At 68.1% G+C, this 24,785-nt stretch carries 24 protein-coding genes and 1 pseudogene; 14 read left to right on the top strand and 11 right to left on the bottom strand.

What is annotated here, in order from left to right:
- Positions 1–9: 9 nt before the first annotated feature.
- From FLX07_RS02195 to FLX07_RS02150, 10 genes and pseudogenes are all read right to left on the bottom strand, one after another.
- Positions 10–1,010 (bottom strand): annotated as a pseudogene (locus FLX07_RS02195) (IS5 family transposase).
- Between the two features lie 338 nt (positions 1,011–1,348).
- Positions 1,349–1,699 (bottom strand): DUF2335 domain-containing protein, encoded by a 351-nt coding sequence (locus FLX07_RS02190; protein WP_142567711.1) that lies wholly within the window; start codon positions 1,697–1,699, stop codon positions 1,349–1,351.
- A gap of 79 nt (positions 1,700–1,778) precedes the next feature.
- A complete protein-coding gene (locus FLX07_RS02185) occupies positions 1,779–2,933 on the bottom strand; it encodes a hypothetical protein (RefSeq protein ID WP_189104856.1) in 1,155 nt (384 codons plus the stop codon).
- Entirely contained in the window at positions 2,930–3,757 is an 828-nt protein-coding gene (locus FLX07_RS02180) for a thiopeptide-type bacteriocin biosynthesis protein (protein ID WP_142567710.1), read from the bottom strand. Before FLX07_RS02180 ends, FLX07_RS02185 begins: the two co-directional genes overlap by 4 nt.
- An 18-nt stretch (positions 3,758–3,775) precedes the next feature.
- Positions 3,776–5,011, bottom strand: a complete 1,236-nt coding sequence (locus FLX07_RS02175) for a lanthionine synthetase C family protein (RefSeq protein ID WP_142567709.1) — start codon at positions 5,009–5,011, stop codon at positions 3,776–3,778.
- A complete protein-coding gene (locus FLX07_RS02170) occupies positions 5,008–8,055 on the bottom strand; it encodes a lantibiotic dehydratase (protein WP_142567708.1) in 3,048 nt (1,015 codons plus the stop codon). Before FLX07_RS02170 ends, FLX07_RS02175 begins: the two co-directional genes overlap by 4 nt.
- An 81-nt stretch (positions 8,056–8,136) precedes the next feature.
- Positions 8,137–8,313 carry an FxLD family lanthipeptide gene (locus FLX07_RS02165; protein ID WP_142567707.1) on the bottom strand — a complete coding sequence of 59 codons (177 nt, stop codon included), beginning with the start codon at positions 8,311–8,313 and terminating at the stop codon, positions 8,137–8,139.
- Positions 8,314–8,372: 59 nt separating this feature from the next.
- Complete coding sequence (gene fxlM / locus FLX07_RS02160) at positions 8,373–9,581, bottom strand: methyltransferase, FxLD system (RefSeq protein WP_142567706.1); 1,209 nt, start codon at positions 9,579–9,581, stop codon at positions 8,373–8,375.
- Between the two features lie 270 nt (positions 9,582–9,851).
- Positions 9,852–10,187, bottom strand: coding sequence for a hypothetical protein (locus tag FLX07_RS02155; RefSeq protein WP_142567705.1), 336 nt, complete (start codon positions 10,185–10,187; stop codon positions 9,852–9,854).
- Positions 10,184–10,507: a hypothetical protein gene (locus FLX07_RS02150; RefSeq protein ID WP_167748080.1), complete on the bottom strand. Its 324-nt coding sequence runs from the start codon at positions 10,505–10,507 to the stop codon at positions 10,184–10,186. The genes FLX07_RS02155 and FLX07_RS02150 overlap by 4 nt, the downstream gene beginning before the upstream one ends.
- Before the next feature lie 776 nt (positions 10,508–11,283).
- Between FLX07_RS02150 and FLX07_RS02140 the strand changes: the two genes are divergently transcribed.
- A complete protein-coding gene (locus FLX07_RS02140; RefSeq protein WP_142567703.1) occupies positions 11,284–12,168 on the top strand; it encodes a phosphotransferase family protein in 885 nt (294 codons plus the stop codon).
- Here FLX07_RS02140 and FLX07_RS02135 read toward each other — a convergent pair.
- Positions 12,162–13,553: an NsdA family TPR-like regulatory protein gene (locus FLX07_RS02135; protein WP_142567702.1), complete on the bottom strand. Its 1,392-nt coding sequence runs from the start codon at positions 13,551–13,553 to the stop codon at positions 12,162–12,164. The genes FLX07_RS02140 and FLX07_RS02135 overlap by 7 nt on opposite strands.
- Positions 13,554–14,000: 447 nt before the next feature.
- Between FLX07_RS02135 and FLX07_RS02130 the strand changes: the two genes are divergently transcribed.
- From FLX07_RS02130 to FLX07_RS02075, 13 genes are all read left to right on the top strand, one after another.
- Positions 14,001–14,570, top strand: coding sequence for a hypothetical protein (locus FLX07_RS02130; protein ID WP_142567701.1), 570 nt, complete (start codon positions 14,001–14,003; stop codon positions 14,568–14,570).
- Positions 14,552–15,409 (top strand): hypothetical protein, encoded by an 858-nt coding sequence (locus FLX07_RS02125; protein WP_142567700.1) that lies wholly within the window; start codon positions 14,552–14,554, stop codon positions 15,407–15,409. The genes FLX07_RS02130 and FLX07_RS02125 overlap by 19 nt, the downstream gene beginning before the upstream one ends.
- A 78-nt stretch (positions 15,410–15,487) precedes the next feature.
- Positions 15,488–16,084, top strand: coding sequence for an SAF domain-containing protein (locus tag FLX07_RS02120; RefSeq protein ID WP_167748079.1), 597 nt, complete (start codon positions 15,488–15,490; stop codon positions 16,082–16,084).
- Positions 16,078–16,800, top strand: a complete 723-nt coding sequence (locus FLX07_RS02115; RefSeq protein WP_142567698.1) for a CpaE/TadZ family protein — start codon at positions 16,078–16,080, stop codon at positions 16,798–16,800. Before FLX07_RS02120 ends, FLX07_RS02115 begins: the two co-directional genes overlap by 7 nt.
- Entirely contained in the window at positions 16,800–18,101 is a 1,302-nt protein-coding gene (locus tag FLX07_RS02110; RefSeq protein WP_142567697.1) for a TadA family conjugal transfer-associated ATPase, read from the top strand. Before FLX07_RS02115 ends, FLX07_RS02110 begins: the two co-directional genes overlap by 1 nt.
- Entirely contained in the window at positions 18,092–18,922 is an 831-nt protein-coding gene (locus FLX07_RS02105) for a type II secretion system F family protein (RefSeq protein ID WP_167748078.1), read from the top strand. Before FLX07_RS02110 ends, FLX07_RS02105 begins: the two co-directional genes overlap by 10 nt.
- Positions 18,919–19,800: a type II secretion system F family protein gene (locus FLX07_RS02100; protein WP_142567695.1), complete on the top strand. Its 882-nt coding sequence runs from the start codon at positions 18,919–18,921 to the stop codon at positions 19,798–19,800. The genes FLX07_RS02105 and FLX07_RS02100 overlap by 4 nt, the downstream gene beginning before the upstream one ends.
- 24 nt (positions 19,801–19,824) lie before the next feature.
- Positions 19,825–20,037, top strand: coding sequence for a hypothetical protein (locus tag FLX07_RS37395; protein ID WP_167748077.1), 213 nt, complete (start codon positions 19,825–19,827; stop codon positions 20,035–20,037).
- Positions 20,006–20,401: a TadE/TadG family type IV pilus assembly protein gene (locus tag FLX07_RS37390; protein WP_223852894.1), complete on the top strand. Its 396-nt coding sequence runs from the start codon at positions 20,006–20,008 to the stop codon at positions 20,399–20,401. Before FLX07_RS37395 ends, FLX07_RS37390 begins: the two co-directional genes overlap by 32 nt.
- A 107-nt stretch (positions 20,402–20,508) precedes the next feature.
- Complete coding sequence (locus tag FLX07_RS02090) at positions 20,509–20,910, top strand: TadE/TadG family type IV pilus assembly protein (protein ID WP_208762029.1); 402 nt, start codon at positions 20,509–20,511, stop codon at positions 20,908–20,910.
- On the top strand, positions 20,910–21,326 hold the full coding sequence (locus tag FLX07_RS02085; RefSeq protein WP_142567692.1) for a pilus assembly protein TadG-related protein: 417 nt from the start codon (positions 20,910–20,912) through the stop codon (positions 21,324–21,326). The genes FLX07_RS02090 and FLX07_RS02085 overlap by 1 nt, the downstream gene beginning before the upstream one ends.
- Positions 21,327–23,942, top strand: coding sequence for an AfsR/SARP family transcriptional regulator (locus FLX07_RS02080; protein WP_142567691.1), 2,616 nt, complete (start codon positions 21,327–21,329; stop codon positions 23,940–23,942).
- A gap of 247 nt (positions 23,943–24,189) precedes the next feature.
- A complete protein-coding gene (locus FLX07_RS02075; protein ID WP_142567690.1) occupies positions 24,190–24,657 on the top strand; it encodes a hypothetical protein in 468 nt (155 codons plus the stop codon).
- The last annotated feature ends 128 nt before the right edge of the window (positions 24,658–24,785 follow it).

Below are 24,785 nucleotides of genomic sequence, written 5' to 3'. Positions count from 1 at the left end.
TGGTTGTGATCAGGGGGTGGTCCGGGTGAGGTCTTTGATCCAGATCATCGCGGCGCGGAGGTGGAGGCCGGCGAGGTAGCTCGCGGGGGTTTTGTCGTAGCGGGTAGCGATGCCTCGCCAGGCCTTGAGCTTGTTGATCAGGCGCTCGACGGTGTTGCGCTCTTTGTACAGGTCGGCGTCGTGGCTGATGGGCCGGCCGCCCTTGCTGCCCTTCTTCTTCCGGTTGGCGGCCTGGTCCCTCTTTTCCGGGATGACCACCTTGATGCGACGTCTGCGTAGGTAGGCGCGGTTGCCGCGGGAGGAGTAGGCCTTGTCGCCGGCGACCGCGTCGGGCCGGGTGCGGGGACGGCCGACGGGCACCCGGACGCGTACTTTCTTGAGCACGGGGATGAACTGCGGGCTGTCGGCGGCCTGTCCCGCGGTCAAGACGAACGCCAGCGGGCGGCACTTGCGGTCGGCGGCAAGGTGAATCTTGCTGGTCTGCCCGCCCCTGGACCGTCCGAGCAGGGCGGCTTTCAACCGGAGCCTGCGCCGATGCCGGATATGTCGCCGTTCTTCTGCTCCGGGGTCGTTTACGGCGTTCTGCTCCTGTCGTCCCTCCGAGTCGCCCCCTTTTGCCGGGCCTTCTCCTCCTCGGCGGCCTTCTCCAGCGCGGTGAAAAGCTCGTGGCCGAGGTGCATCCCCGCAGCGTCGTGGTGCGCCCGGGCGGTGGTGGAGTCCACACTGACCAGGGACAAATCCACCTCGCCGCGCCTGCCGGCTTCCGCGATCGCCCCTTCCAGCAGGGCGTCGAAGACGCCGGCATCCCTCCACTGCCGGAAGCGGTTGTGGACGGTCGGCCAGGCTCCGAACTCCTGCGGCATCTCCCGCCACTGCCCGCCCGTCCTGAACCGCCAGATCACACCCTCAAACTGCTGCCGCAGCCGCTCGGGGTACGGGCCGAACCTGCCGATCGGCAGATAAGGCTTGATGAACTCCCACTCCTCATCCGTCAGTTGAGCACGCGTCATACACGCCGATCTACCGGATCAGGCCACGGCAGACAGGCGAATCCCACAGATTGATCACAACCCGATACGCGCCCTAGTCGCGCGAAACGCCGCCTTCCGGGTCGGGAGGCGGCTTTCCGGTTTCGAGGATCCTGCATACCGGATGGCGGGGCTCGCGTGGAGGCGTCAGGATGGCCGGCATGAGGAAGACCGCCGACGACCGCCTATACGCCGATCTGGTGTGAGTCACCCGGGAGCAGCGGCGGCGCAGGGACTGGGGGTATGACGAAAGCGCCATCCCCCGTGTGGGAGACGGCGCTGATGGGACCGAGCGGACCCAAGCCGGACAGCAGACCTAGTCACCGACAGAACGACGTAGAGGCCGATACCCCTACTTCTCCTTTTGCTCCTTTGTGTCCTTCGGCTCCTTCGACGACGCCCTGCCGCCCAGGAAGGATTTGATGAGCATCACGACAGGGAACGACAGGAAGACGCTGCCCGCGATCAAGTTGCCGATGGCGAAAAACGATGGACGCGGTCATCGCCACGAGGGTGAGAAGCCGGGCAATCGCCTGCCCGGTCTCCGCGGTCTCGATCTCCGCGTTGATCAGCTTCGGCTCGTTGCCGATGTGACCCGTCGCGACCTTCTCGGTCATAGCGAGAATGCGCTCGGCGGCTCCCGGAAGTACCGCCTCGTACCGGGCGAACACCTAAGGGGGCGGCAGCGGGCCCTGGAAGAATCTTTCCAAGACGAACTGACTGGCCTCGGGCTCTTCTACTTCGAGGCCCTTAGTCATAGGCGGTCGCTTTGCTACTAACGTCGGATAGCTGCGCGTCGCCTATAGGTCTCACCACGGCGAGGCCCTTGATGATCACTGAGCTACTGCTGGCCAGTGCGGCTACGAGCTTGCGCATGAGTGCCTCCGGCAGCTGTCCACGTTCCAGTCCGCTTATCTGGAGAATGCGCGTGAGAGCGACGGCGCCATTCTCTCCCAGCGACGTCGCGAATCCGGGGTGCCCGAGCAGTTCTCGGGCGGCATAGCCATCCTGGGACGCCACCACCCGCCTGATCAGTACGTCGGCCACCGCGCGTCCCTCCGGACATTCCACGCCGCCGAGGGCGTCGATTACTGACAGACCAAGCCGGGTACGGAACATGACCAGGCCGGGCGCAGCGTGGTCGAGCCTCCGATAGCGGTCCAGCAGCGTGGGGAGGACCTCGCTCTCCGAACCTTGAGGTCGGCAGAGCACGGCCAGGCATACGGTTACGGCGTCTTCCCATGGCTCGCCGGGCTGGGTGGCCTCCAGCAATTCCGTAGCCGGGACGAGCTCGCCGGTCATGGTGTGCGCGATGACGGCGACCTGGCGGCCGTCGAGCATGCGCTGGCCGATGCCGTTGCGGTGGCGCAGGTGATCGAGGGCGTCCTGCCATCGGCCTGCGGCCGTCAGGGCGCGAGTGCCGTCGGCGAGATGGACGGTCCACAGCCACTGGAGGAGCTCCCGATGATCGTTCGCTGTGGCGGTGAGCTCGGATATGGGCACGTGCAGCCCATCGATGACGGTGTCGGTGCTCGTCGTGACAGCTTCGTACAAGCTGTTGAGCATCTCGAACGCGTCGGTGCCTTCGCCGGCGCGGATGCGCAGACGGACGAGGTTGACGAGGGGTTCGAGGGCGTGGCGGGCGGCCGTACCGTCGAGTGGGCGCGCACGCAGGTAGATGTCGGCGTGCTGGTGGCACCAGTCCCGGGCCAGTTCGGGGAGGCCGAGGTCGCTGGCCAGGAGGGCGGCCTGGTTGAAGACGGTCGAGGCTGTCGATCGATCGTTGCTGCGTTCGGCTGAGCGGGCCAAATCGCACAGGTGCCGTACGCGTGCTTCGAGTGGGGCGCAGGCCGGGCGGGGCCGGGCGACGAGCGGAAACCGCGCGAAGGTCTCTGTCTGATTCATCCGTGCCTATCCCCGTCTCGGGAGAACCTGTTGAACACCGTGTGGATCGCGAGCGCGGCGATAGCGGATTGATCGCTGCTCGTTAGTCCCGCCCGGTTCGCATGGAAGATCACATGGTGGGCGAGGACAGCGCGGAGGCCGCGCAGCAGCCGGCCCTGAGCGGCGAGGTCGGCCAGGGCTTGCCCGGCTTCCTCGAAGGCGGTCACCCACAGGCGGTAGGCGGCCAGCGGAGCGTCCTCGGCGTCACACATAGCTTGCACGTCCGCGGTCAGTAAGCGGTGCATGGCCTGGGACAGTTCGGCCTTGCGCTCTGGCGGCCAGGACGCCTTGCCGGGCCGGTGCTCGGCGACCTTGGCCCAGACGTCGCCCTGCTCGTACCAGTCGAGGCCAGCGGCGCGCATCAGCACGGCGGACAGCAGAATCGCCGTCTCCCGACGTCCGAGTGCGGGGGAGGGGTGGGCGGCGCGAGCCAGTACGTGGCGGCTGTCGCGATGAAACAGCTCGTGGGCGACCTGCATGGCCTCTGGACCGCCGAAGGCGTGGGTTTCCGGTTCGTAGACGAGGTGCCTGACGTCGTCGATGTGCCGCTTGCTCTTGAGGTCCTCAAGACGACGACGCAGGTGGGCATCGGCCTGAGCAGCGTCACGGCCGGGTAGGTAGCGCACGCGCCAACAGGGTGCTTTGCGGATGAAGAACCAGGCGGTGATTAGCCCTTCGGTCTCCGCCTCGGTCATCAAGGGACCGAGGTGGGACACGGCGGTCTGCTCGGCTGTGGCCCAGTCTGGAAAGGCGACGTTGACCTGACGCCATGGGCAGAGGTCCATCGGGGTCAGCTCCTGTGTTCAGGCCAGCAAGAGGAAGGCGTCCCAGTCCGACGCGACGGCGTCGGAGCCGACGGTCTGCAGGGCGAGTGCGGCCCCCGCGGCCCCATCGAGGAGTTCGGGGTCGGACAGCGGACGGCTCAACTGAGCGGCGAGCTGGGTTGCCAGGCGGGGGAGTTCGGCAGCGATGTGTGGGGTGAGGGCGTCGGCGGCCATTCGCCAGGCGGCTTGAAGTAGCCCGGCCTTCCCGTGACAGAGCCCGATCTCGGGGAGCAGATCGAGTTGTGCAGGATCACGCATGGCGGCGAGCATCGCGTCCTCCGCGGTCTGCTGCCGCGTGGTGTCTCCGAGCGCCATGCCGGCCAGTTGCTGCGCGCGGGCGGTACCGGCGATCCCGTAGCACCACGAGGGCCGGGGGCGCAGCGACGGCTGAATGTGCTGCTCGCGGATCTGGTCGATGGTGATGAAGCCGGGCCACCACGGTCCCGCATCGTCTTGCTGTCGCCAGAGATCCGTCCACGCGCAGATCCGCTCGATCGCGTCGGTCATCGCCGCGACGGGCACGTTGCGCAGTACGGCCAGCGACAGTAGGGCCAGGACCGAGCCGATGCCGTGGGACAGGCCGAAGTTCCCGTGCCCTTGCGGGTATTCCGGGTTCGGCTTACCGTTGGGCGCGACGTTCGTCCACCATGGCGGAAGCTCAGTCCTCGAGGGCAGCGGTTCGGTCAGACGCACCAGGTAGGACAGTACGTCCTGGGTGATCGGGTGGTCCGGGTGGCGTCGCAGGTGGTAGGCGCCCAGACCGGCCAGTCCGCGGATCAGGTCGAACTCCTTCATCACGGGCTGGTCGCCTCGGTCGGTGCGTGCGTGCGCCGCCGCCAGGCGCGTACGGGTGATGGTGATGACCGCCTCGTCCAGGGTGGTCAGTGCCCGGCGGTATCTGCCCGACGAGCCGGCGGCTGCGTGAGTGACGAAGGCGAGGGCTGGGGCGCCGAAGAACAGGCCCGCGTTGGCCGCCGCGGTCAGCTCTTGGGAGGCGGCCACCGACAGCCAGGCGTGGGCAGTGCTCCAATCGCCGAGGCCGGAACGAGCGCGTTCGATGTGCAGCAGGGCGATGCCCGCCGCGCCACCGGCCAGCGACTGCGGCCACGCCCGCCCTCCGATCGGAGAGGAAGCGGTCCACACGTTCCCCGGGTCCGACAGCGCGTCGGCTACGGCCTCGCCCACGGCCATAACGTCGGAGTGGGTTCCAATCATGATCGTCTCCTTGCTCGGGCTGTCCAACTCAGGGCTGCGGCACGGGCCAGATGTAGGCAGACGCGCTCGTCCTGCAGGGAGGTCCCGGCCATGCGGACGTGGTGCAGATGCAGAAGCTCGGGCAGCAGAACGGCCGTTGGGCTCGTCCCGGTTTCCTCGAGTGCGCACCGGTAGGCGGCCAGCGCTTGCCGCCGCCGAGACCAGCAGGAGACGACCTGTACGCCTCCGGGCTGAGCGGCCAGGCCCCGGTGATCCTGTGGGTTGGCCAGCGCGAGGGCCTGGTCGTAGAGCGCGCGGGGCGGGGCAGAGGGCTCAGCCGCGGCGTGTTCGATCAGCCAGCGCAGCGACTCGGCAGTGTCGCCGATCATTGCGGTGACGATGTCGAACATGCTCGCCGCGGTCAGAGCGCGTACGTCGGGGTCGCCTCTCTCGGCGCTGGCGCTCAGTTGCGCGAGGGCCGCGGCCGAGTCCGCGGCGAAGTACGTCTCGGCCGCTGCCAGTGCCGCTTGGCCGCCAAAGCGGGCCGTCTCGGGGAAGTCGGTGTCCCACTGCACGCGCGCGATCAGCCCGGCGCGGCGAAGCGTACGAGTCCAGTCGCCTACAAGCGCGAAGCTGTCGGCGGGCACCGTCAGCCGCAGGCGCAGGTGCTTTTCCGGGTCCTGGTAGCGCAGGAACCACCATTGGGCCTGGTCACCCAGCTCTTCGAGCAAGCGCGGCAAGTGGTGGATGAGGATTCTGGCTTGCCGGTCCGGGTGACCGTACAGCTTGAGATAGAGGCGTCCCTCGTAGCCAGGAAGGTGGCCGTGGTCGCGAGTGACGACTTCTGCTCTGCCGAGCCATTCCGGCGTCCTCGCGGGCTTCCGAACGGAGACCAATGGCACGACGATCTCGTGCACATGACTGCCGATCCATCCCGCCGCGTCCGGGTGGGGGCTGGCTCGTAGCACCGCGGTGCCGGTTCGCTCCAGTTGGGCGCGCAGCAGTGACCGGTGGGCGGGTTCGGACAGGTCCAGGCTGAGGCGTTGATCGCCATCGCCGAGGTAAACCCTCTGCGGCAGGCCGACCTCGGATCGCCAGACCTTCAGAGCCGTCTCCCAGTCCCGCCCTTCGCGCAGGTCGGCGGCGGTGAGCAACCAGCGGGCGGGGGACAGGACCGTACGTCCGTAGCGCAGCGCTGGGAGGAACGGCAGGCCGGTGGCGGCTCCCCAGTCGAACGAGACGCACGGAACACTGAGCGCGTTCGTGACCTCGGTCAGGAACCGGACCAGCGGATGAGTGCGCTTGACCGGCTCCACCGCGTTCAGCACGAAAGGTTCCACCGGGCGACGCTGACAGCGAGAGACAAGGTAGAGACGGTGGATGTCCGCGGTGAGGGCGAGGTCCTCCAGCGCTATGAGCCCTTCGCGGTCGTCGTGGTACTCGCCCAGAGGGAGCAGATGTGTCGCTACGCGAGGGGCGCGGGCGACGTTCTCTGTCTCTATGTGTAGAGCGGGAGAAGAGATCTGCGCTCTGAGCGCGCCGCGGACCGCGGTGGGCAACTCCGTATAGAGCGCGCACATCCGCGCGCGTTCCTCGTCGTCGAACAGGTGCAGGAATCGCCCGGTCGTGGTGCCGGCCGTACGCGACACACCGATGATCGCGAGGGTGAACTCGCCTTCGCTCAGGGAGCGAACGCTTGGAGTGTGGACGCGAACGGTTAGTTCGGTAGTGGGCTGAATGGGCCCCTCAGAACCTGCGACCTCCAGATCTGCCACCGTCGACTCATCCAGCAGGATCTCGTGTTGGCCGCACAGCGCGGCCTTCTGCGCCAGCGTCAGCAGCTTCACGTCCCGCCCGGACAGCGCGGCCGAAGGCGGCGACGGTGCGCCCAGGTAGCCGGCCGGGTATCCGAGTCCGATATCCGGATCGACGGCGTCGAGGACGGGGACCAGGGCCCGCGGCCCGTAGCGCTCCAGGAAACGGCCATGCCAGGCGACCCAGCCGGGGCCGAGGTCTGGGCGACGGGCGAGCCGTACGAGCACGCCGGCGGCCTTCGCCGCCTCGGCGGCCATCGACTGCGGCACCGCAAGGTCCAGGTCCATCCGCAGATCGACGCCGAGTGCGGACCCCGTTACAGAGGAGACGGCGGCCATGTCGGCGGCAAGGCGCGAGCGATGGCTGCGCGCTATCGCTGAGGTGGGAGCATCGTCGTGCTGGGCCAATTCCGGAGCGAGCTGGCGTAGACGCCCGACAGTCTCGGCCACCTCAGCGAGCTCTCCGGCTGCCATCTCCTCGAGTTCAGACAGGAGATGGCCGAGGGGATCGGCTGCGGTCATCGGGGGGCGCAAGTTGGTGACGAGCAGGCGTTGTGCCACCAGGTCCGCCAGCAGGCGGTCCACGACAGTGGCAGGGACGCCCGGGAAGTCAGCCACAAGCTTCTCCGCCAGCTCCCCCAGCCGGATCGGGCTGCGGGACAGGCTCATAGCCGTCCGGATCGGCGCGGTGGCGCGTACGCTCACGTGGGTCGGCTGGTCGCGAGTCGCCTCGGCGGGACGGTGCTCCAACACCAGCTGGCCGTCACGCTCGGACACGAGATTGTTGGCCATCACCTTCACATGCGGTCGCAGCGCCGGTTCGGCCTCCAGGCGCTCGACGACACCCGCCAGCCACGTGGCGTCGACCCTGGTTACGGCGCGATGGGCGCCACCGACGTGGGCCATGGGTAAGGCGGCGATGCGAGCCGGGGCGATACCGGCGAACAGGCCGAACGGCGTCGCACGTCCTGAGGCACGAAGCAGGTAGCGCATAACCGAGAGCACCGCCCGGCGCATGGCAGGCTCAGAGACGTCCCGCCCCTCACAGATCTCGGTCACTCGGTGCGTCAGAACGGGGCTGGCCTGCTCCAACGCGGCCAGGAAGCCGGGCATCCGCATGGTCTCTCGCAACCACTGCCGCCAGGACTCTGGTCCGGCTGCTTTTCCATTCATGTCTGGCCATGAGCCGGGCGTGCGGTGCGCCGGCCAGACGGCGGCTCGCGCCACGACAGCGTCGAGATACTCGTACATGTGCCGCTCCCGGAGACGGAAAGCGCCCGGTCGGCGCGGCGACCGGGCGCCCGGGGTTCAGAGGGTCGAGGCGTCAGGCGCTTACGGGCAGGTGGTCGAGCAGGCGGACTGGCAGGTTGTCCCGCAGCCGTCGTCGGTCATCCGGATGAGCTTGTCGGCGGCCGGGCCGGACTCGACGATCGAGACGTCCAGGTCCCACTCCCCGAAGTCCTCCTCTCCGGCCTGCGTAGCCGGTGCGTTCTCGATCTGAATGGACATGAGAACCTCCTTCGTGGTGGTGCAAGATTCCCGGTTCTCCCTGCTGGGAGCCGGGCGCTTCAGGGCCAGGAGACGACGACGTCTCCGTGCCGCTTGCTGATGAGCCCTCGGGAGGGGAGGCTCGTACGGGCAGCCTTCGGGATGTACTGGATGCGCGCGGCGCCGCGGCGGCGGTAGTCGCTTGCCCATCGCCGCAGCAGTTCCAGGTACTTCGCCGCGACGGCCTCGGCTTCGGGGCCGTGAGCGAAGACGCCGCTTTCGAAACCGCCGGTCTCCTGGTTCGGCCGTTTCGTCCGGTAGGCGAAGCTGCCGCCGCTGATGAGGGCAGGAACGCCTCTCGTCGCCGAGGGGGCGAAACGCCCCTGTGCGACGAGTTCCTCGCTGGCGTGCAGCATGGCGACCTGCGGCGCGTTGGTGAGGAGGAACAGCTCCAGCTCGTCGGGCAGGTCGAAGGCCGCCCCTGACCAGCGTTCCAGCCTGGGGGAGTCGAGTGCCTGCCGCAGCGCCTCGACGTCGAACCGCTGTGGCTCTTCATCGACCTGTAGCACGACCCCTTCGGCGAGCTGCACGATGTGCTCGCTGAATGAACCGGACCCCTGCATCGGCACGAAGGCCGACAGGCAGTAGCTGCGGCTCACCAGGACGTCGTCGCTGCGGTCGAAGGCGATGGTGCGGGTCCGCCCTCTCACCCGCAGCGGGACGACGATCCTGCCGACTTTGGAGAGTTGGTCCACCCACGCCGGGGGAATGTCCCAGGCCCCCGCGGTGACGATGATCCGGTCGTACGGCGCTTGCTCCGGCACGCCGTTCTCGGCGTCGGCCAGCACCACCTCGACACGGCCGTAGCCGGCTGTCTTGAGGCAGGCGCGGGCGCGCTCGACGATGTCGGGGTCGATGTCGATCGAAACGACCTTTCCCTCGGCTCCGACGAGTTCCTGAATCAGAGCGGCGTTGTAACCGCCCGAGCCGATCTCCAGAACCCGCATGCCGGGTTCGATCTCGGCCTGCTGCAACATCACCGCCTGGATGTGGGCGGCCGACAGAGAGCTCAGAGCGAGGCCACTCGCGTCCCGCTTGATCACCAGGGCACTGTTCGCGGCGTACGCCGCCTCCAGCGGCTCCCCCAGGGCGAACAGGTGCCTGGGTACGGTGGCGAGGGCCGCGGCCACGGACTCCGATGTGACCGCGTCCATCTCACGCAGCTCGCGCACCATGGCGGCCCGCAGCGAGGCAGGGATATCGGCCGCGTCCATGTGCGGTGTAGTCATCAGCGCTTCCTTCGGAGGTTGACGAGGCGACGGGCTCGCCGCCCCGGTGATCGTGGTCCCTCGGCACAGGTCATGTGGCCTCCTCGCCAAACTTCTGAGGCCGTAGGCGGCCGGTCTTGCGGGGGCGCCGGTACGAGCTGACGCCACGTCGTCCACGGCCCGGCCCAGGCGTTGCATGCGGGTACGTTCTGGGCCGGGCCGGATGCTCGACGGTGCGGGAGACGGGGGCTGCCCCTGTGGGCGAGGGGCACTCGACCGCGCCGCCGAGGGCTATGGGGTGGCGATTCCGCTCGTCGGGGCTCGGCTGGATATCGACGCGATGTCGACGTTCACGCCGGCGAACTCCCAGCCAGTGTCAATGAGCTCCTGCACGCGCATGTCACACCACTGCATCGGGAGGTCGTCCATGAGGGCGGCTCCGTCATGCAGTACGTCGTCGCCCTGTGTCCAGCGTTCGCGTGTGCCGGTATCGGCGACACTCAACCGGTACTCCTGCGGCTGGCTGTCGGCCCCCACCCGTCGGAACCGCAGCGTCGTGGTGGCACCCGCCCGAGGTGGCCAGATGCCCTTGAGGCACAGCACAAGCCAGAGCAGCGACACGTTCACCCGATCCGTACCGCGTGAAGGCCAACGTGTCCGCGAAGTTCCCGGTAGCGCTGGGCGATCTTGACGGCCGCCTGTGCGGTCTCGTGCAGGAGGAAGGCGGTCGTCTGGGGCTTGCCGTCCGCACCGAGCTCTCCGGTGCTCCAGGAGATCTTCCCCGCACGGAACCAGACGGACAGGTCGCCGAGGCGGAGGAGCGCGACCCCTCGGTACGTGTGGATCTGCCCGCCACGGATGTTGTGCGTGGCCGCGAGGTGGGTGTCCACCTGCCGAGCGGCGGACTCTTCACGCCCCGGTGGTCTCGAGGCAGTCAGGTATGCCATGTAGTTCTCCTGAACAGGTACGGGCGGACGAGGCGAGGCCTTCGGGGGCGTCGGCTCCAGGCGCGCCGCCGGTGTTTCGGCCGACCTCGGCGAGGACGCGTTCGATGCGATCGGCCGCAGTCGGGATGTCGTCGACAGCAGCGATGAGCGCCGGCCACGGGAACCAGTAGTGCCAGGCTCCGTCTGAATCGGGCTTGGCGAGAACCTGCTCCGTAAGCGCCGGAGCCGCGGGGTTTATCACCTGAAGCCGGGGGATGCGATTGAGAGGGGCGACGAGTCGAGCGGAGAAGTTCCGGCTTCGCAACTCCTCAGCCAGCGCCTCCAAGGGCTCCGCCGCGGGGTGGGATGTTGACATAGACGATCTCCCATGGACGTGTCAGACGCCGGGGGCTGGCTCTGCTCCCATCAGGCCGAGGGGTGCGGATAGCGACGGGCCGGCTGAGCCCGTCGAGTGAACGGCAAGGGCGATGCCTCGCCGTTCTCGTCCAGCAGCGAACTGCTGTGCGTGTTGTCCATGACTCACAGCCAACCGCGCGGGAACGGCGCCCGGGAGCGCTCAGCGACTCTGCATCTGTGCAAACCGCTGTGCATTCGAGCTGCCCGCCACCAGGGCCTTACTGCAGGGACGGAGCCCCAACTACGCTGCGGCCTGTGGATCGTCAGTCCGGCACTCGGGCTCGCCGACGTCATCGAAATGGCTGGCGTCCCCACCTCGGCCTGGCCAGTCGCCGCGAGCAGTGCGTGCGGTGAGCGGAACGAAGGAAAGCATCTGATGGGTGGTCGCCCTGTTGTTCGCTGATATCGCTGTCAAGGCCGCGCGTGAGGCTGCCCGGCGCGCCGGGTTTGGTGATCAAGAACCAGAGGTTGTCCGTATCGGGGATCGCGCCGTGTTGCGGCTGGCCGACGGACACATCATCGCCCGCGTTGCCAGGAGCATCGATCGGCTGGATTCGTCTCGTCGTGAGGTTGAGGTCGCTCGGTGGCTGACGGCTGAGGGGCTCACGGTCACTCGGCCCCTGGAGGGTGAGCAACCGTACATCGCAGCCGGAACGGTGGTGTCTCTGTGGCACGCGGTGGAGGGCGACTGGACTGTCCCGGCTGACCTCGCCGCGGTGTTGCGACGCTTACACGCCCTTCGGCCTCCGCCTAACCTCGCGTTGCCCGAGTTGGAACCGCTCGAGCGAATGGATGAGCGCATAGAGTCCGCGCCCACTCTCACGGCAGCCGATCGTCTGACGTTGCGGACGCTGACCCGTACCCTTCGCGAGGATCTCGCCGATGTGACGTACGTGCTACCGCGAGCGGTGATCCACGGCGACGCCAACATCGGCAACGTGCTGAAGACGTCTTCCGGCGAGGTGGTGCTGTTCGACCTGGAAGGGCTGTGCTGGGGACCGCCTGAGTGGGACCTGGCGATCACGGCCGTTTACCGGGATCTGGGGTGGCACACCGACGCCGAGTACGAGCGGTTCTGCGAGGTGTACGGATTCGACGTGACGCGACTGCCCCGGTACCAGCTGCTGCGCGCTGTCCGAGAACTGCGCATGACATGCTGGTTGGCGCAGAAGGCCGGCGACGGCGAAGAGATCGCTACCGAGGTACGCCGCAGGATCGCCGACCTGAAGGAGCCGGACAGGCCGCGGCGCTGGCACCCTTACTGAGCTGCGCGCAGCCGACGACCTCGCAGCACAGGCCGAGCCTGCTCGGTGAATTCGATGACCGCTGGATGATCGGTGTGAGCACTCATGCGGTTATGCAGGTCACGAAGGTACGCAGTGCAGCGGACCGACGCGGTTTCTTGGATCCGGGGCAGGACTCGTACGGCGATGTGGCATGCCTGCTCCACGTCACCCTGATCGACGAGACTGGTGGCGAGCACGATCCGCGAGAAGATCCGGCTCCGTGCGTAGCCTCCGGCGGCTGGACTGGCTTCGGAGACGGACAGGCAGTGGGTGGCATGGCGGTATGACTCCCTGGCGTCCCCCAGGTCCCGGAAGCAGTGCGCGAACTCGTCGGCCAGCTCGGACTCGTCGAAGTACGCGATCCACTCAGGCTCCTCACCGGGCTTGTGCTCGTTGAACGCCCTGGCGGCGGTATCGAGAGCCGTGAGGCACTCCCCGGCTCCATCGGGGAGATTGGCGGCGGCGCGGGCTTCCATTGCGGCGAACTGCGCTCTGAGCAGTGCGGGAGCGCGGCCTTTCACATCGTGCTGCGCAGCGCGAGCAAGATGGAGGGCCTCTCGGTATTCGCCCAGGTAAGTGGCCTGATGGGACATCGCGGACAGGATGCTGGCACCGAGCATCCGATCGTCGGCGTGATGAGCCAGAGAAAGCGCCTGCAGGAAGTAGCGGCGGGCGAGGCCGTGCCAGCCACTGTCGTAGGCCATCCACGCCACGGACAGGCAGAATTCGGCGACCGCGCTGAACAGCGACCGTCCGACGGCGGTGGTGTACGTGCCGTTCAGCAGCGGGACGATCTGGTCGAGCAGGTATTGAAGGGCGGCCGAGCGAGCGTGCGCGCCGCCGAAACGGTTGTCCAGATCGGCGAACATGGTCGTGGTGGAGCGGATCGCTTCGACGTCGCTCATCCCCACCCTGTGACCCGCCGATCCACTCGGAGGCTGGGCCGAGGTGGACAGTAGCCATCCGAAGGCCGCCTGGGTGAGGGCCCCTACATTCACCGCGCTTCGCAGGAATTCTCGCCGCTGTGCGTCAGCGGTGACCAACTGAGCCAACGTGTCGACGAGGTCGGCGGGGACGTCAGAGAAGTTGAGCCCGATCTCCGGTGAGGTGGTGCTGCCTTCCAGCCCGATGTCCGCCAGGGTGACCCGGCGACCCAGCTTGCGGCTGAGCGCTTCAGCGATCAGAGCAGCGGTGACGCCTCGTGGCTTCTGGCCTTCGACCCATCGTGCGATCTGCGTATGGGAAGGCCGCACAGGCACGCGCCATTCCTTTGCGACCTGGCCGATACGGCTGGCCAGGCCGAGGTGAGAGACACCGGCCTGGTCGATGACGTCCGCGAGCCGCGTGTTGGGCTGACGCTCCATATAGCGCAGCGTAGTTGGGCGAGGTCTTTGCAGTAAGGCCATGACGGTGAGCAGGGCGAAATGCACAGCGCTTTGCACAGATGCAGACCAAGTGGGCGCTCCCCGATGGCGTCGCCGCGCGGTTGGCTGTCATGGACGGCACGGGCAGTAGCACTGCTGGACAAGAACGGCAGGCGTGCCGACCCTGCCGTTCACGCCAGGGCCCCACGCCATCAGCGCACAGGACCTGAGCGCCGAGCCGAGGGTGACCTCGAACCCATTGTTTCTCGGGCAGAGAGGCAGATGCACGATAGTTGACGGCATCGGCCGATAAGGACATTTTCCCTGGTAGAGGTCGCTCGCTGCGGCTACCTCAATGTGTCCTACTGGTTAGTTCTCTCCTCTGGCCTCGCTGAAATTCGCCATCTAGCCTGTAGCTCTCCGCAATGATCTGATTGCTCTGAGTAAATGGCGCTGGTGGTGGTGACAGTCTGTCGATATTCGAAACGGCTTGCGCTGGTTGTTCTCGCGCTGTCGGCTTCGGCTTGTGCGGCAGATGAGGGGGCAGTGCCGCAGCCGTCACCCACGGTTTCGACGACTGTCTCACCGCAGCCGGGTGCTACGCCTACCGGAAAGGCGGAGGAGGCGGTGCTTGCCGCCTACAAGGGCATTTACTCCGCGGGTCGGCGTGCCGAACATACCCCTGACGGGCAGCGCAAGCCGATGATCGCCCCGTTCGCGACCGAACCCCTGCTGAGCAGAATGCTCCGCGGCATCGTCGCCCTTCGGGCCGGCGGAAGATTCACATGGGGGACGCCGGTATTCCACCCCTTCGACATCAAGATCGAGGGGCAGAAGGCCACACTCCACGACTGCCAGGACAACCGCAATAGCGGACAGATGGACGAGAAGACCTCGAAGCGGGTCCTTCACGGGAGTGAGAACACCCATCTCGTCGCGACGCTGCTCTTGGTTGAGGGGGCGTGGAAGGTCTCGACTCTTGAGCATGTGAGGGAAGCGTGCTCAGTCGGAGCCTGATCGCGGGCGTGCTGCCCGCTGTGTCGATGCTCACGCCCTCGCCCCCGCTGGACAATAACGGGGTTCAGACATCGCCTTTGGGCTATGTCCTGACGGCCGACAAAGATCCGCACTCAGGACAGCAGGTCACAAGCGCCAGTGCGGCTCATCGTGGGTCCGGTGTGACCTGTTCCTACACGCCCTGGCATGCCGATGGCATGAAGAACGGCGGCCTGGAATGGGTCGATCCGGCGTCGAGCCCCGGAGGCGTACCGAAGGGCAAGGGCGCCTACTACCTGATCGAGTGTTCCGACGGCTTCCGCGACGTCCGCTGGGTTCCCGATCGCGCGCCCGGCGCTCCTCGCGTGACGCCCGCTCAACTGGCTCGGAAGGCGTGGGCGATGATCCCGGTGCGCGAGCCGAAGGTCCTCACCGCTCCGCCGCGCGGCTCCACCGGCCTCGTTGGCCTGGACGAGTGGGTCTACCTGGCCAAGGGAGAGTGGAGCCCGAAGCGTAAGCGGGTGGAGACGGCCGGCGTCTGGGCAGAGGCGACAGCGCGCCCTCAGAAGATGACCGTTGACCCGGGTGACGGTGGCAAACCCGTTACCTGCCAGGGGCCCGGCACGCCGTACAACCCGGAGCTCCCCGCGAGCCGCCAGAAGCCGACCTGCGCGGTGAGGTACCTCCAGCCGTCGCTCCGTCAGGGGCAGGGGAACGCCTATCGGGTCACGGTAACGGTCACGTGGAGCGGCACGTGGACCGGCTCGGGCGGGACCGGTGGCACGTTGCCGCCGATCACGCGATCGACCTCGTTCCCCCTCCGCGTCGCGGAAGCCCAGGCACTCATCACCAAGGACTGATGCATGCTCCAGCGATCTTTAGCGGCCACGAACAGCCCACCCACCGCACGGCCCGTGCCAGGTAAGCGCCGCCCCGCGATGGCCGTCGTCGGCGTTCTGGCGGTCGTGTTGAGCGCGGTCACGGTGCTGCAGGTGTATCAACTGGCCGCGCATCGCACGCAGGTCTTGGTCATGGCCCGTGACGTGCCGATCGGCCAGGTCATCGAGGCTCAGGACCTGTCGAGCCTCGGGGTGGGCGTGGTGCCGGGGATGCAGTGGATCCGCACAAGGGACCGAGACGGCGTGATCGGCAAGCGAGCCACAGCCGACCTCAAGGCTGGGACGCTCCTCGCACCCTCCCAGTTGGGCACGGCCCTCACCCCCGATGACGGCCAGCAGATCGTGCCGATCGCGCTCAAGGCGACTCAGCTCCCCGCACGCGGGCTCAAGCCCGGCGACCGGGTCGTCGCGGCAGCCGTTCCGGAGGAAGGGCGGCAAGGCGTTGAGTACCGCGCGCTGGTCGACAAGGTCGGGCAACCCGACGCCGATGGGACCGTGGTCGTGGACTTCCTGGTGCCGGCCACGACCGGTACGGCTCTGGCCCGCCTGGCGGCGGAGGGGAAGGTCGCGATGGTGCTCGCGTCGAGAGCCGCTCAAACTCGTACCCCCACCTGTCAGCCGGGGGCGCCGTGCTGACCGTGATGTGCTCGGGCGGGCATGCCGCCGGTACGACCACCAGCGCGCTCGCGCTCTTCCTTGAGTGGCCGCGCCCTGCGCTGCTGGCCGAGGCGGATCCCGGAGGCGGCACGATCCTGTCCGGCTACCTGGCAGGCACGCCGCGCGATCGCGGCCTGGCCGAGTGGGGTGTGAAGATTCGCAGGGGAGTCGCCGCAGCCGAGGCGCTGTGGGACCAGCTCTACGCCATTCAGGATGGCAGGCTGATTCTCCCCGGCCTTTCGGAGCCCAAGCAGGCTACGGCCCTCCAACCACTCTGGCCGGAGATCGCGGGTTGCCTGGCCGCCCTGGATGAGGATGTGGTCGTCGACCTGGGCCAGGTGGGCCGGCCGGACACGCCGAATGACCTGCTGGTCCGGGCCGACCGCGTGTTCGTCGTCACCCGGCCCACGCTGGTCCACCTGCACGCCACAACCTCCGCCATCCGCGATGTGCAGGAACTGCGCGGGCATCTGCCGGATGCCGAGCTCATCGTGGTGGGGGACGGCCAGTACCAGCTCAAGGAAATCGCCAAGACGCTCGGTGCCACGGTCGCGGCATGGTTGCCGGCCGACAAGTGGTCCGCGCCGGCGCTCGCGCACGGCGTCGGTCGCATCCGACCGATGTCGCCCCTGGTGCGTAGCGCACGGGCGTTCGCCGCCGCTCTCGTCGAGCAGAGTGAGCAGGTGATGGCGTGATGGACGACCAGGACTTCCGCCGTGCCGTACGCGAACTGCAGCAGCAGGTCAACAAGGCGCTGGATGAGTCGGGCGTCACGGGGGCGGAGGCGACCCTGCAGTACGGCAAGGCCGTCATCACGAACGTCGTCCGCACCTACGCCGACAACCTCGCCCTGCTCGGCCGGCCCGCTCCGACTCTGGACGAGGAGGAGCAGCTCAAGAAGGCCGTCGAGAACCGGATCTTCTACCTGGGTGATTTGCAGCCGCTCGTGGACGATCCCGCGGTCGAGAACATCGACGTCAACCGGTACGACCAGGTCTGGGTGACCTACACCGACGGACGCAAGGTGGCTGGCCCACCGGCCGCCGACAGCGAGGACGAGCTGATCGAGAACGTCCGCCGCTGGGGCATCTACCAAGGGCAGAACGCCAGGGACTTCTCCACCGCCAGGCCGATCCTGCACAAGGCGCTGTCCAACACCGTACGGCTGGCCGCGGCGACCGGTATCACCCCGCACACGGCGTTCTCCATCCGCAAGCACGGCATGCTCGACGCCACGATGTCGGACCTGGCTGCCCGGGGAACCATGTCCTGGCCCGTCCGGCATTTCCTGCACGCGGTGATGAACGTCCCGATGAACGTGATCGTCGCGGGCGCGATGAACTCGGGCAAGTCCACCCTGGTCCGCGCTCTTGCTGGCGATATCGACCCGTTCGAGCGGCTCATCACCGTCGAGAACGAGCGCGAGCTGTTCCTGCACCTGATGCCTGAGCGGCACCACGACGTGCTCAGCTTCGAGGCGCGCGCCGCCAACTCCGAGGGCGAGGGCGCGGTCACCATGCGCCAGCTGATCGACGACGCGTTCCGCTTCAACGGCCGCCGCATCCTCGTCGGCGAGGTCCGCAGCGACGAGTTGGTCCCGATGCTGGTCGCGATGAACTCCGGCGGTCGCGGGTCGATCTGCACCATGCACGCCGACTCGGCGGAGGAGATCTTCCCTCGGATGGAGATCCTCGCCGGGACCATGCCCGCTGACGCGCTGTTCCGTCTGGTCGGCAAGGCCGTCGATTTCATCGTCTACCTCCGGCACGAGGTGAGCCACGACCCCGACGCCCCGATAAACGTCCGGTACATCTCGGAGATCTTCGAGGTTCTGCCGCCGACTGACTCGGTCGTCCCGGCCGTCAACCGGGTCTTCGTACCAGGGCCGGACGGGCGGGCCGTACCGAACGTCACTCCCCAGTGCATGGACAAGCTGGTCAAGGCGGGCTTCGACGCCACCATGTTCGTCCCGAGAGCGGGTGGGCTGTGGAACTGATCGCAGCCCTCGCCGGAGGCGTGTTCGCCGCTGGGATCATTCTGGTGATCGTGGGCCTGCGCCGGGTGCCGGTACGGCAGTCCCGCCGCGCTCGGCGACGCGTGCCCAAGGTCGCCACCATTCCGCTTGCGCTGGCTCTTGGAGCCGCGGTCATCGTGTTCTGGCTGACGGGATGGCCGGTGGCCGCCTTCGCGGCCGGGGCCGCCGTGCTGCTTCTGCCGCGAGTCCTGTCCGGCCGGGAAGTGGCGCGGAGGATCGCCCGGCTGGAGGCCATCGAGACCTGGATCCGCCAGCTCGCCGACGCCCTGTCCGGGAGCGCGGGCATCGAAGAGGCCCTGGCCATCAGCGCCCGCAACGCACCGGAGCCGATCGCCGCCGAGGTCGCCGCGCTCGCCCGCCGACTGGCCCTTCGTGTGCCGGCCGACAGCGCCTTGCGCGCCTTCGCCGATGAGCTTGACGACCTGGTCGGCGACATGGCAGCCGCCTCCCTGATCCTCGCCGCGGAGTCCCGGGGTCGCGGTCTGCGGGAGGTGCTCCTGGGGCTCGCCCGGACCATCGGCATGGATGTGTCCGCTCAGCGTGAGGTCGAGGCCGAGCGGTCGCGGCATCGCACCACCGCCCGCTGGGTCATCGGCGCGCTGCTCGGCTACACCGGTTTCGCCCTGTTGAACCAGCAGTACGTGGCACCGTTCGGCAGCTTCTTCGGACAGCTCGTCCTCGCCGGGGTCGCCGGGCTGTACGCCGTGACGTTCTGGTGGATCCACCGCCTCGGCAGCGCCCCGGAGACGGACCGTTTCCTGAACGAGGAGGCCACGGGATGACCTGGGCGGTGCTCGCCGCCGGAGGCACGATGGGCCTCGGCCTGTTCCTGATCCTGCTCGCCGTACGGCCCGGCCCGCCCGAGCTGGCCGCCTCGCTGGCGCGCCTCCAGCCCGGCGGTGGCCCAGTTGAGGTGCACAGCGTGCCGGAGCGCGTCCGTCGTACGACCATCGGTGTGCTCGGCTCGTCCTGGCTGGGGAGCCGCGCGAAGAATTCCGACCTGGCGATCGTCGGCAGGAGCCGGGAGACCCACCTCGGCCGCAAGGCGCTGCTCATGGCAACCGGCTTGTGCGGGCCTGCTCTCCTGTGGACGTACGGCTGGCTGCTCGGCGTCACCTTCCCCGCGATCATTTTGTGGGCGGCGTCCGCAGTTTTCGGCGCTGTGATGTTCACCGCGCCCGAGCTGTCGCTGCGGGTGGAGGCCGCCACCGCGCGGCGGCGATTCCGCCGGGCGCTGGTCTGTTATCTGGACCTCGTCGCCCTGTGCCGGCTGGCCGGGCGCGGGCCGGCCGACGCGCTGGACTCCGCCGCCCGCGTCGGCAAGGGGCAGACATTCAAGCGGCTGTCGTCCGCGCTCGACCCGGCCTTCCGTGGCACCGGCTCCGCCTGGGACGAGCTCACCCGCCTGTCGCGGGAGCTCGACGTACCAGAGCTGGGCGAGGTCGCCGCGATCGCCAAGATGGCCGGCACTGAGGGCGCCAGCATCCTCGACACCCTCAAGGCCAAGGGGGCCAGCCTGCGCGAAAGCGAGATGGCCGCGCTGCTGGCGCGGGCGAAGAGCCGGACCGAGACCATGACCGTCCCCATGTCCCTGACCGTCGTCGGCTTCATGATCTTGCTGGGCTACCCGGCCCTGGCCCGGATGACCGGTGGTGGATGACCGTATGAGAGAAGGGTCCTTCGCATGCTGCACATCTACGGTCGCATGTTGGCGGTCGGCGCGTGGATCAACGCCAAGGTCCCGCTCCTTCGGCGGCTTCTCCCCAAGGCCGGGGCGGACGCAGGCGAGGGCCCGCTGGGCTTCATCGTCCTCGCCGCGGCGATATTCCTGCTCGCCGTCGCGGTCGCAGCCAAGATCACGCAGGTTGTCAACGACTACATGGGGAAAATCAAGTGACCGCGGGTCGGCGCCGTTGGAGGCGGCCATCCTCTACCCGGTGGTCCTCACCCTGACCCTGCTCCTGGTCAACACGGCGCTGTGGTTCCACGCCCGCAACGTCGCACTCGCCGCCGCCCAGGAGGGCGTACGGGTCGCCCGGGCGTACGGCTCCAACCTCTCGGCCAGCACGGTCGTCGCCGAGCGGTTCGCCCAGCGGGTCGGCGGGTCCTTCCTGCTCGCACCGCACGCCAGTGCCGGCCGTACGGGCGGCACCGTGTCGGTGACCGTGCAGGGGGAGGCGCTCGCGTTGGTGCCGCTGCTCAAGCTGACGGTGACCCAGGTCGCCCACGCTCCGATCGAACGATGGTCGACTCCCACCTGATGCGCGTTGGAGGCAGATCGCGAATGAGACCAGCCCGGCGCCGTGTCCATCGCGCCGAACTGGAAGACGTACGCGTGGGCCCCCGAGCCACCGCCGAGCGCGGGTCGATGACAGTAGAGCTGGCTGTTCTCGCACCCGCGCTGGTCCTGGTGCTCGTGGCGATGGTCGCTGCTGGGCGGATCGTCATCGCGCATGGCTCGGTGGAGGCGGCGGCCCGCGATGCCGCCCGGCAGGCGTCCATCTCGCGTGACCCCTCCTCGGCGCGCATCGCAGCGCTGACGAGCGCGCGAGCGGCACTCGCTCGTGAAGGGCTTGAATGCGCGCCGACGGTCTCGGTGGACACGGAAGGGTTCTCCGCTCCTTTGGGACGGCAAGCCACGGTGTCGGCGACGGTGACCTGCGAGGTACAACTCAGCGACCTCGCCCTACCCGGCATCCCCGGCTCCAAGGTCCTGACCAGCCGGTTTACCAGCAGCCTTGATCCGTTCCGCGCCCGAGGAGACCGGTGATGCTCGACGGCGACAGGGGATCGATCTCGGGATTCGTCGTGGTCGTCATGCTGGCCGCCCTCGTATGCCTGGGCCTGGTCGTGGACGGCGGGCAGAAGATCCGCGCCTATCGCGAGGCGTACGCGGTCGCGGAGGAGGCGGCACGAGCGGGGGCTGGCGCCCTCGACGTCGACCGCGCGTACGCCCAGGGCGGCCGGTTCGAGCTGGACACCGCCAGCGCGTTGGCTGCGGCCCGCGCGTACCTCGCCTCGGCGGGACATCAGGGGAGCGTCGCGATGGCGGGCGGACGGACGCTGCGGGTCACGGTGAACATGTCCCGGCCGACCGTGCTGTTGTCACTCATCGGCGTCGGCGACGTGACGGCCACCGCGAGCGCCTCCGCCCGGATGCTGCAGGGAATCGAGCAGGGAGAGTAGATGCACAGCCATCGCCCGACCGCTGCCGCCGTTTACTCGGCACTGGCTCTGGTGGCGCTGATCGTCGGGCCGCCCGTCGTCCTGCTCGGCTTCCTCGATCCGCCGCATATTCCTACCGGGGCGGAACTGGCCACGCCAGGCGATCCGGCTTTCCTCGTGAACGCGCTGCTGGCCACGGCATGGCTGTGCTGGCTGATGTTCACCTGGTCGGTGCTCGCCGAGGTGGTGCGCCGTCTGCGGAACGTGCATGAACGGGGTGTGCTCCGGACGCCGTTCCAGCGGCTCGCGGCGCATCTGATCACGACGATCGCGATCTCGGCTGTCGCCCCGGCTCCCCAGGCGGTCGCCGCCACGGTTACTGTCACCGCCACCCCCGTGGATGCTCCGAAGGCCGCGCAGGAGGGCGATACCTCTGAGGCTGTTCGGCACACGACGTACCGGGTCAAGCCGCACGACACCCTGTGGGAGATCGCCAAAACGCATCTGGGTGACCCCATGCGATACCGGGAGATCGTGAAGCTGAACGAAGGCCGGCAGATGGCGGACGGAGCCACCTTCACCTCCGACGGCTGGATCCGCCCCGGCTGGGTCATTCGGATGCCGTCGGATGCCAAGGAGCCGGAGCCGCGGCACGCGCGGGTCCACGTCGTACGGGAAGGCGAGAGCCTGTGGGACATCGCCGAACGACACTTGGGGGACGGCAAGCGCTACAAGGAGATCTTCAAGCTCAACAAGGGCCGACCCCAGCAAGACGGCGGGCGACTCACCCATCCAGGGGAGATCGAGACTGGCTGGCGGCTGCGGCTGCCGGAGCAGGCCCCGTCGGACAGGGCTGCCGAGCGGGCCAATGTCAGAGAGCCCGCTCCCGCGCCCCGAGAATCTGTGACACCGCATGCCATCGAAACCCCGGCGGCACTGCCAGCACACGCCGCACCGCGGGTGAGCATCGCCCTACCGGAGGGAGGAGTGGTCGGTCTGTCGTTCGCGGCGGGCATCGCCGTCGCCCTGGCCGCCGTACGGGTCCGGCAACGCGTCCGGCGACCGATCCCGGGGGCGTCGGAAGCCGTTCAGGTCGCGGCCCTGCCGAAGCCGGAGCCAGCGGTCCAGGCGGTTGACGGAGAGTTCCGGCAGGCCACCGACCCGGTTCCGGACGATTACGACCTGGTCAGGGATTCCTTCACCACCAAGCCCCCTGCCATGCTGGATGTCGGCGTACGCGCTGACCAGGTCGTCGCGGTGAACCTGCCCGGCCTGAACCTCTGCCTGAGCGGGGACGGCGCCGAAGACGTCGTCCGGGCGCTGTTCACGGCGCTCATCGCCCAGGCCGAAGCACATCGCGTCGAACTCGTCCTGCCCTCGGACGACGCGGCCGAGTTGTTCGGCGACGACTGGGACGCCCTTGCCATGCATCTGCCCGGCCTCACACTCACACCCACCTTCGACGACGCCGTCACGCACGTCGCCAGCGAGCACATCCACCGCACCGAACTGCTGCAAGATGCCGAGGTCGGCGACCTCGCCGCGTTTCGAGCCAGCAGGCCGGATGAGCTGGTCCCGGAGTTGGTGTTGGTCGGCCGGCTGGCGGGGCGGGACTCGTCGTACCTCGAGTCGTTCATGGAGTACGCCCCGCGCCTCGGAATCGGCGCGATCCTGCTCGGCGACCGGCTCGCGGAGGCCGGATGCGAGGTTGGGACGGATTTCCGAGCCGTCGGCGGCGACCTGGACGGCGCGGACCTGTTCCACCTCTCGCAGCAGGAAGCGATCGTCTTCCAACGCAGAATCGCGCTGCAGCACGATTATGAGGAGCCCGCTGAAGACGAGCCCGCGGTCGAGATTCCCGTCGTGGAGAACGCCCCGGCCACGACCCGCGTCTGCCTGCTCGTGCTGGGAGAGGTACGCATGGAGATCGACGGCGAGCCGGTCGACATCCCGACCGCCAAGGGCATGGAGATGTTCGTGCTCCTCGCGGTTCATCCCAACGGGCGGACCCGGGAGGAGATCTGCGCCGAGCTATGGCCCGATGTCGGCGAGCCCCAGGCCGGGTACCGCTTCCACGCCGCGCTCAGCGATCTGCGCAAGCGGCTCTGGGCCGCCACGGGCACGACCCGCAAGGAGACGAACTTCGTCGAAGCGGAAAGCGGAACGTACCGGATCGACCGTCAGCACGTCTGGATCGACCTTTGGGAGTTCCACCGCGCGCTCGCCGAAGCACGGAAAGCTACAGTCCCAGAGGCCAAGGCCGCCGCTCTGGACAGAGCCGCTGAGGTCTGCCGAGGTCACCTCGCAGATGGCACGCCTTATCCCTGGATCGACCTCGACCATAGAGACCCGCTCACCCTCGCCTCCGTACGAGCGCTCCTCCAACTCGGAGGCATCCATGAGAAGGCCGGAAGACCGAAGCGGGCTCTGGAAGTCATGGAACAGGCGCTGACGCTCGACCCCATCAACGAGGCCGCCGCGGCGGCCGTCATCCGCCTGCTCATCGGACTTGGCCGCCGAGACGAGGCACGCCTACGCGCCCAGCACCTCAACGCCCACCTCGCCAGCCTCGACCTCGAACCCGCCCCCGAGACCCAGACTGCCCTCCGGCAACTTCACACCCACCCCAGATCTTGACGGGAGACGAGAACTCACACATCACCACGTCCGGCGGCCGGTTGATCCCACATCTTCGCGGCCCCTGGCCGCGTCCATCCGCGACTCCATCGTCGTCGGCACCGATGAGGGCCTGGCCACCGCCGCGCACCAGCTTCTTGGCGCGGGGCACACTATGGGCGCAGCGCGGGAAGAGCTGTTGTCCGTTAAGACAAACGTTGTCAGGGATAGATAGGCGGATTTTGTCTATCCGAACTAGACTCTCCTCGTGCGATCACCTCACGAAGCGGTCTTCGAGGCCGTCGAGCCCGCCACCGACGTCGCCAGCCCTGACGAGTTCGCTCGCGTACAAGCCACCACCTACCACGGCACCGGTACCCGCACCGGCAAGCAGTGGACCGTCACCGTCCACGACCTCCCCGGCGGCCTCGTCAAGGCTCAAGGCGCCACGTGGCGCGACGCCCAGATCAACGCCCTTACCTGCGTCGTAGACCTGCTTCAGGCGGCGCCCGGCACCGTCTGCCTCGCCGTCACCCCCGACGACCCCCAGGCCGCCGCTGCTCTCGACGCCGTCACCGCAGCGCGCGTCGCCCGTGCCGAAGCCGAACAAGCGGAACGCGACGCCGTCCGCCGCGCCGCTCAGATCCTGACCGGGCAGGGCTGGACCTACCGCGACGCCGGTACGGCCCTTGGCCTATCCCACCAGCGCATCGGCCAGATCCTCGCCGACGCGTGATCCAGAGCGAACGCGATCGCGTGTGTGGATCGCGAGGGCGGTGCCTGCCCGAGAGCACGTCAACGGAGGGCGCAGGGCCACGACAGATCCCTCCTGATTCCACTCGATTCTTATTTCAGCTAGGTAGA

Source organism: Microbispora bryophytorum (assembly GCF_006874465.1).
GTDB classification, from domain to species: Bacteria; Actinomycetota; Actinomycetes; order Streptosporangiales; family Streptosporangiaceae; genus Microbispora; species Microbispora bryophytorum.
Note: the sequence above shows the minus strand (reverse complement) of the source record. Positions and strands in the feature narration are given on the sequence as shown.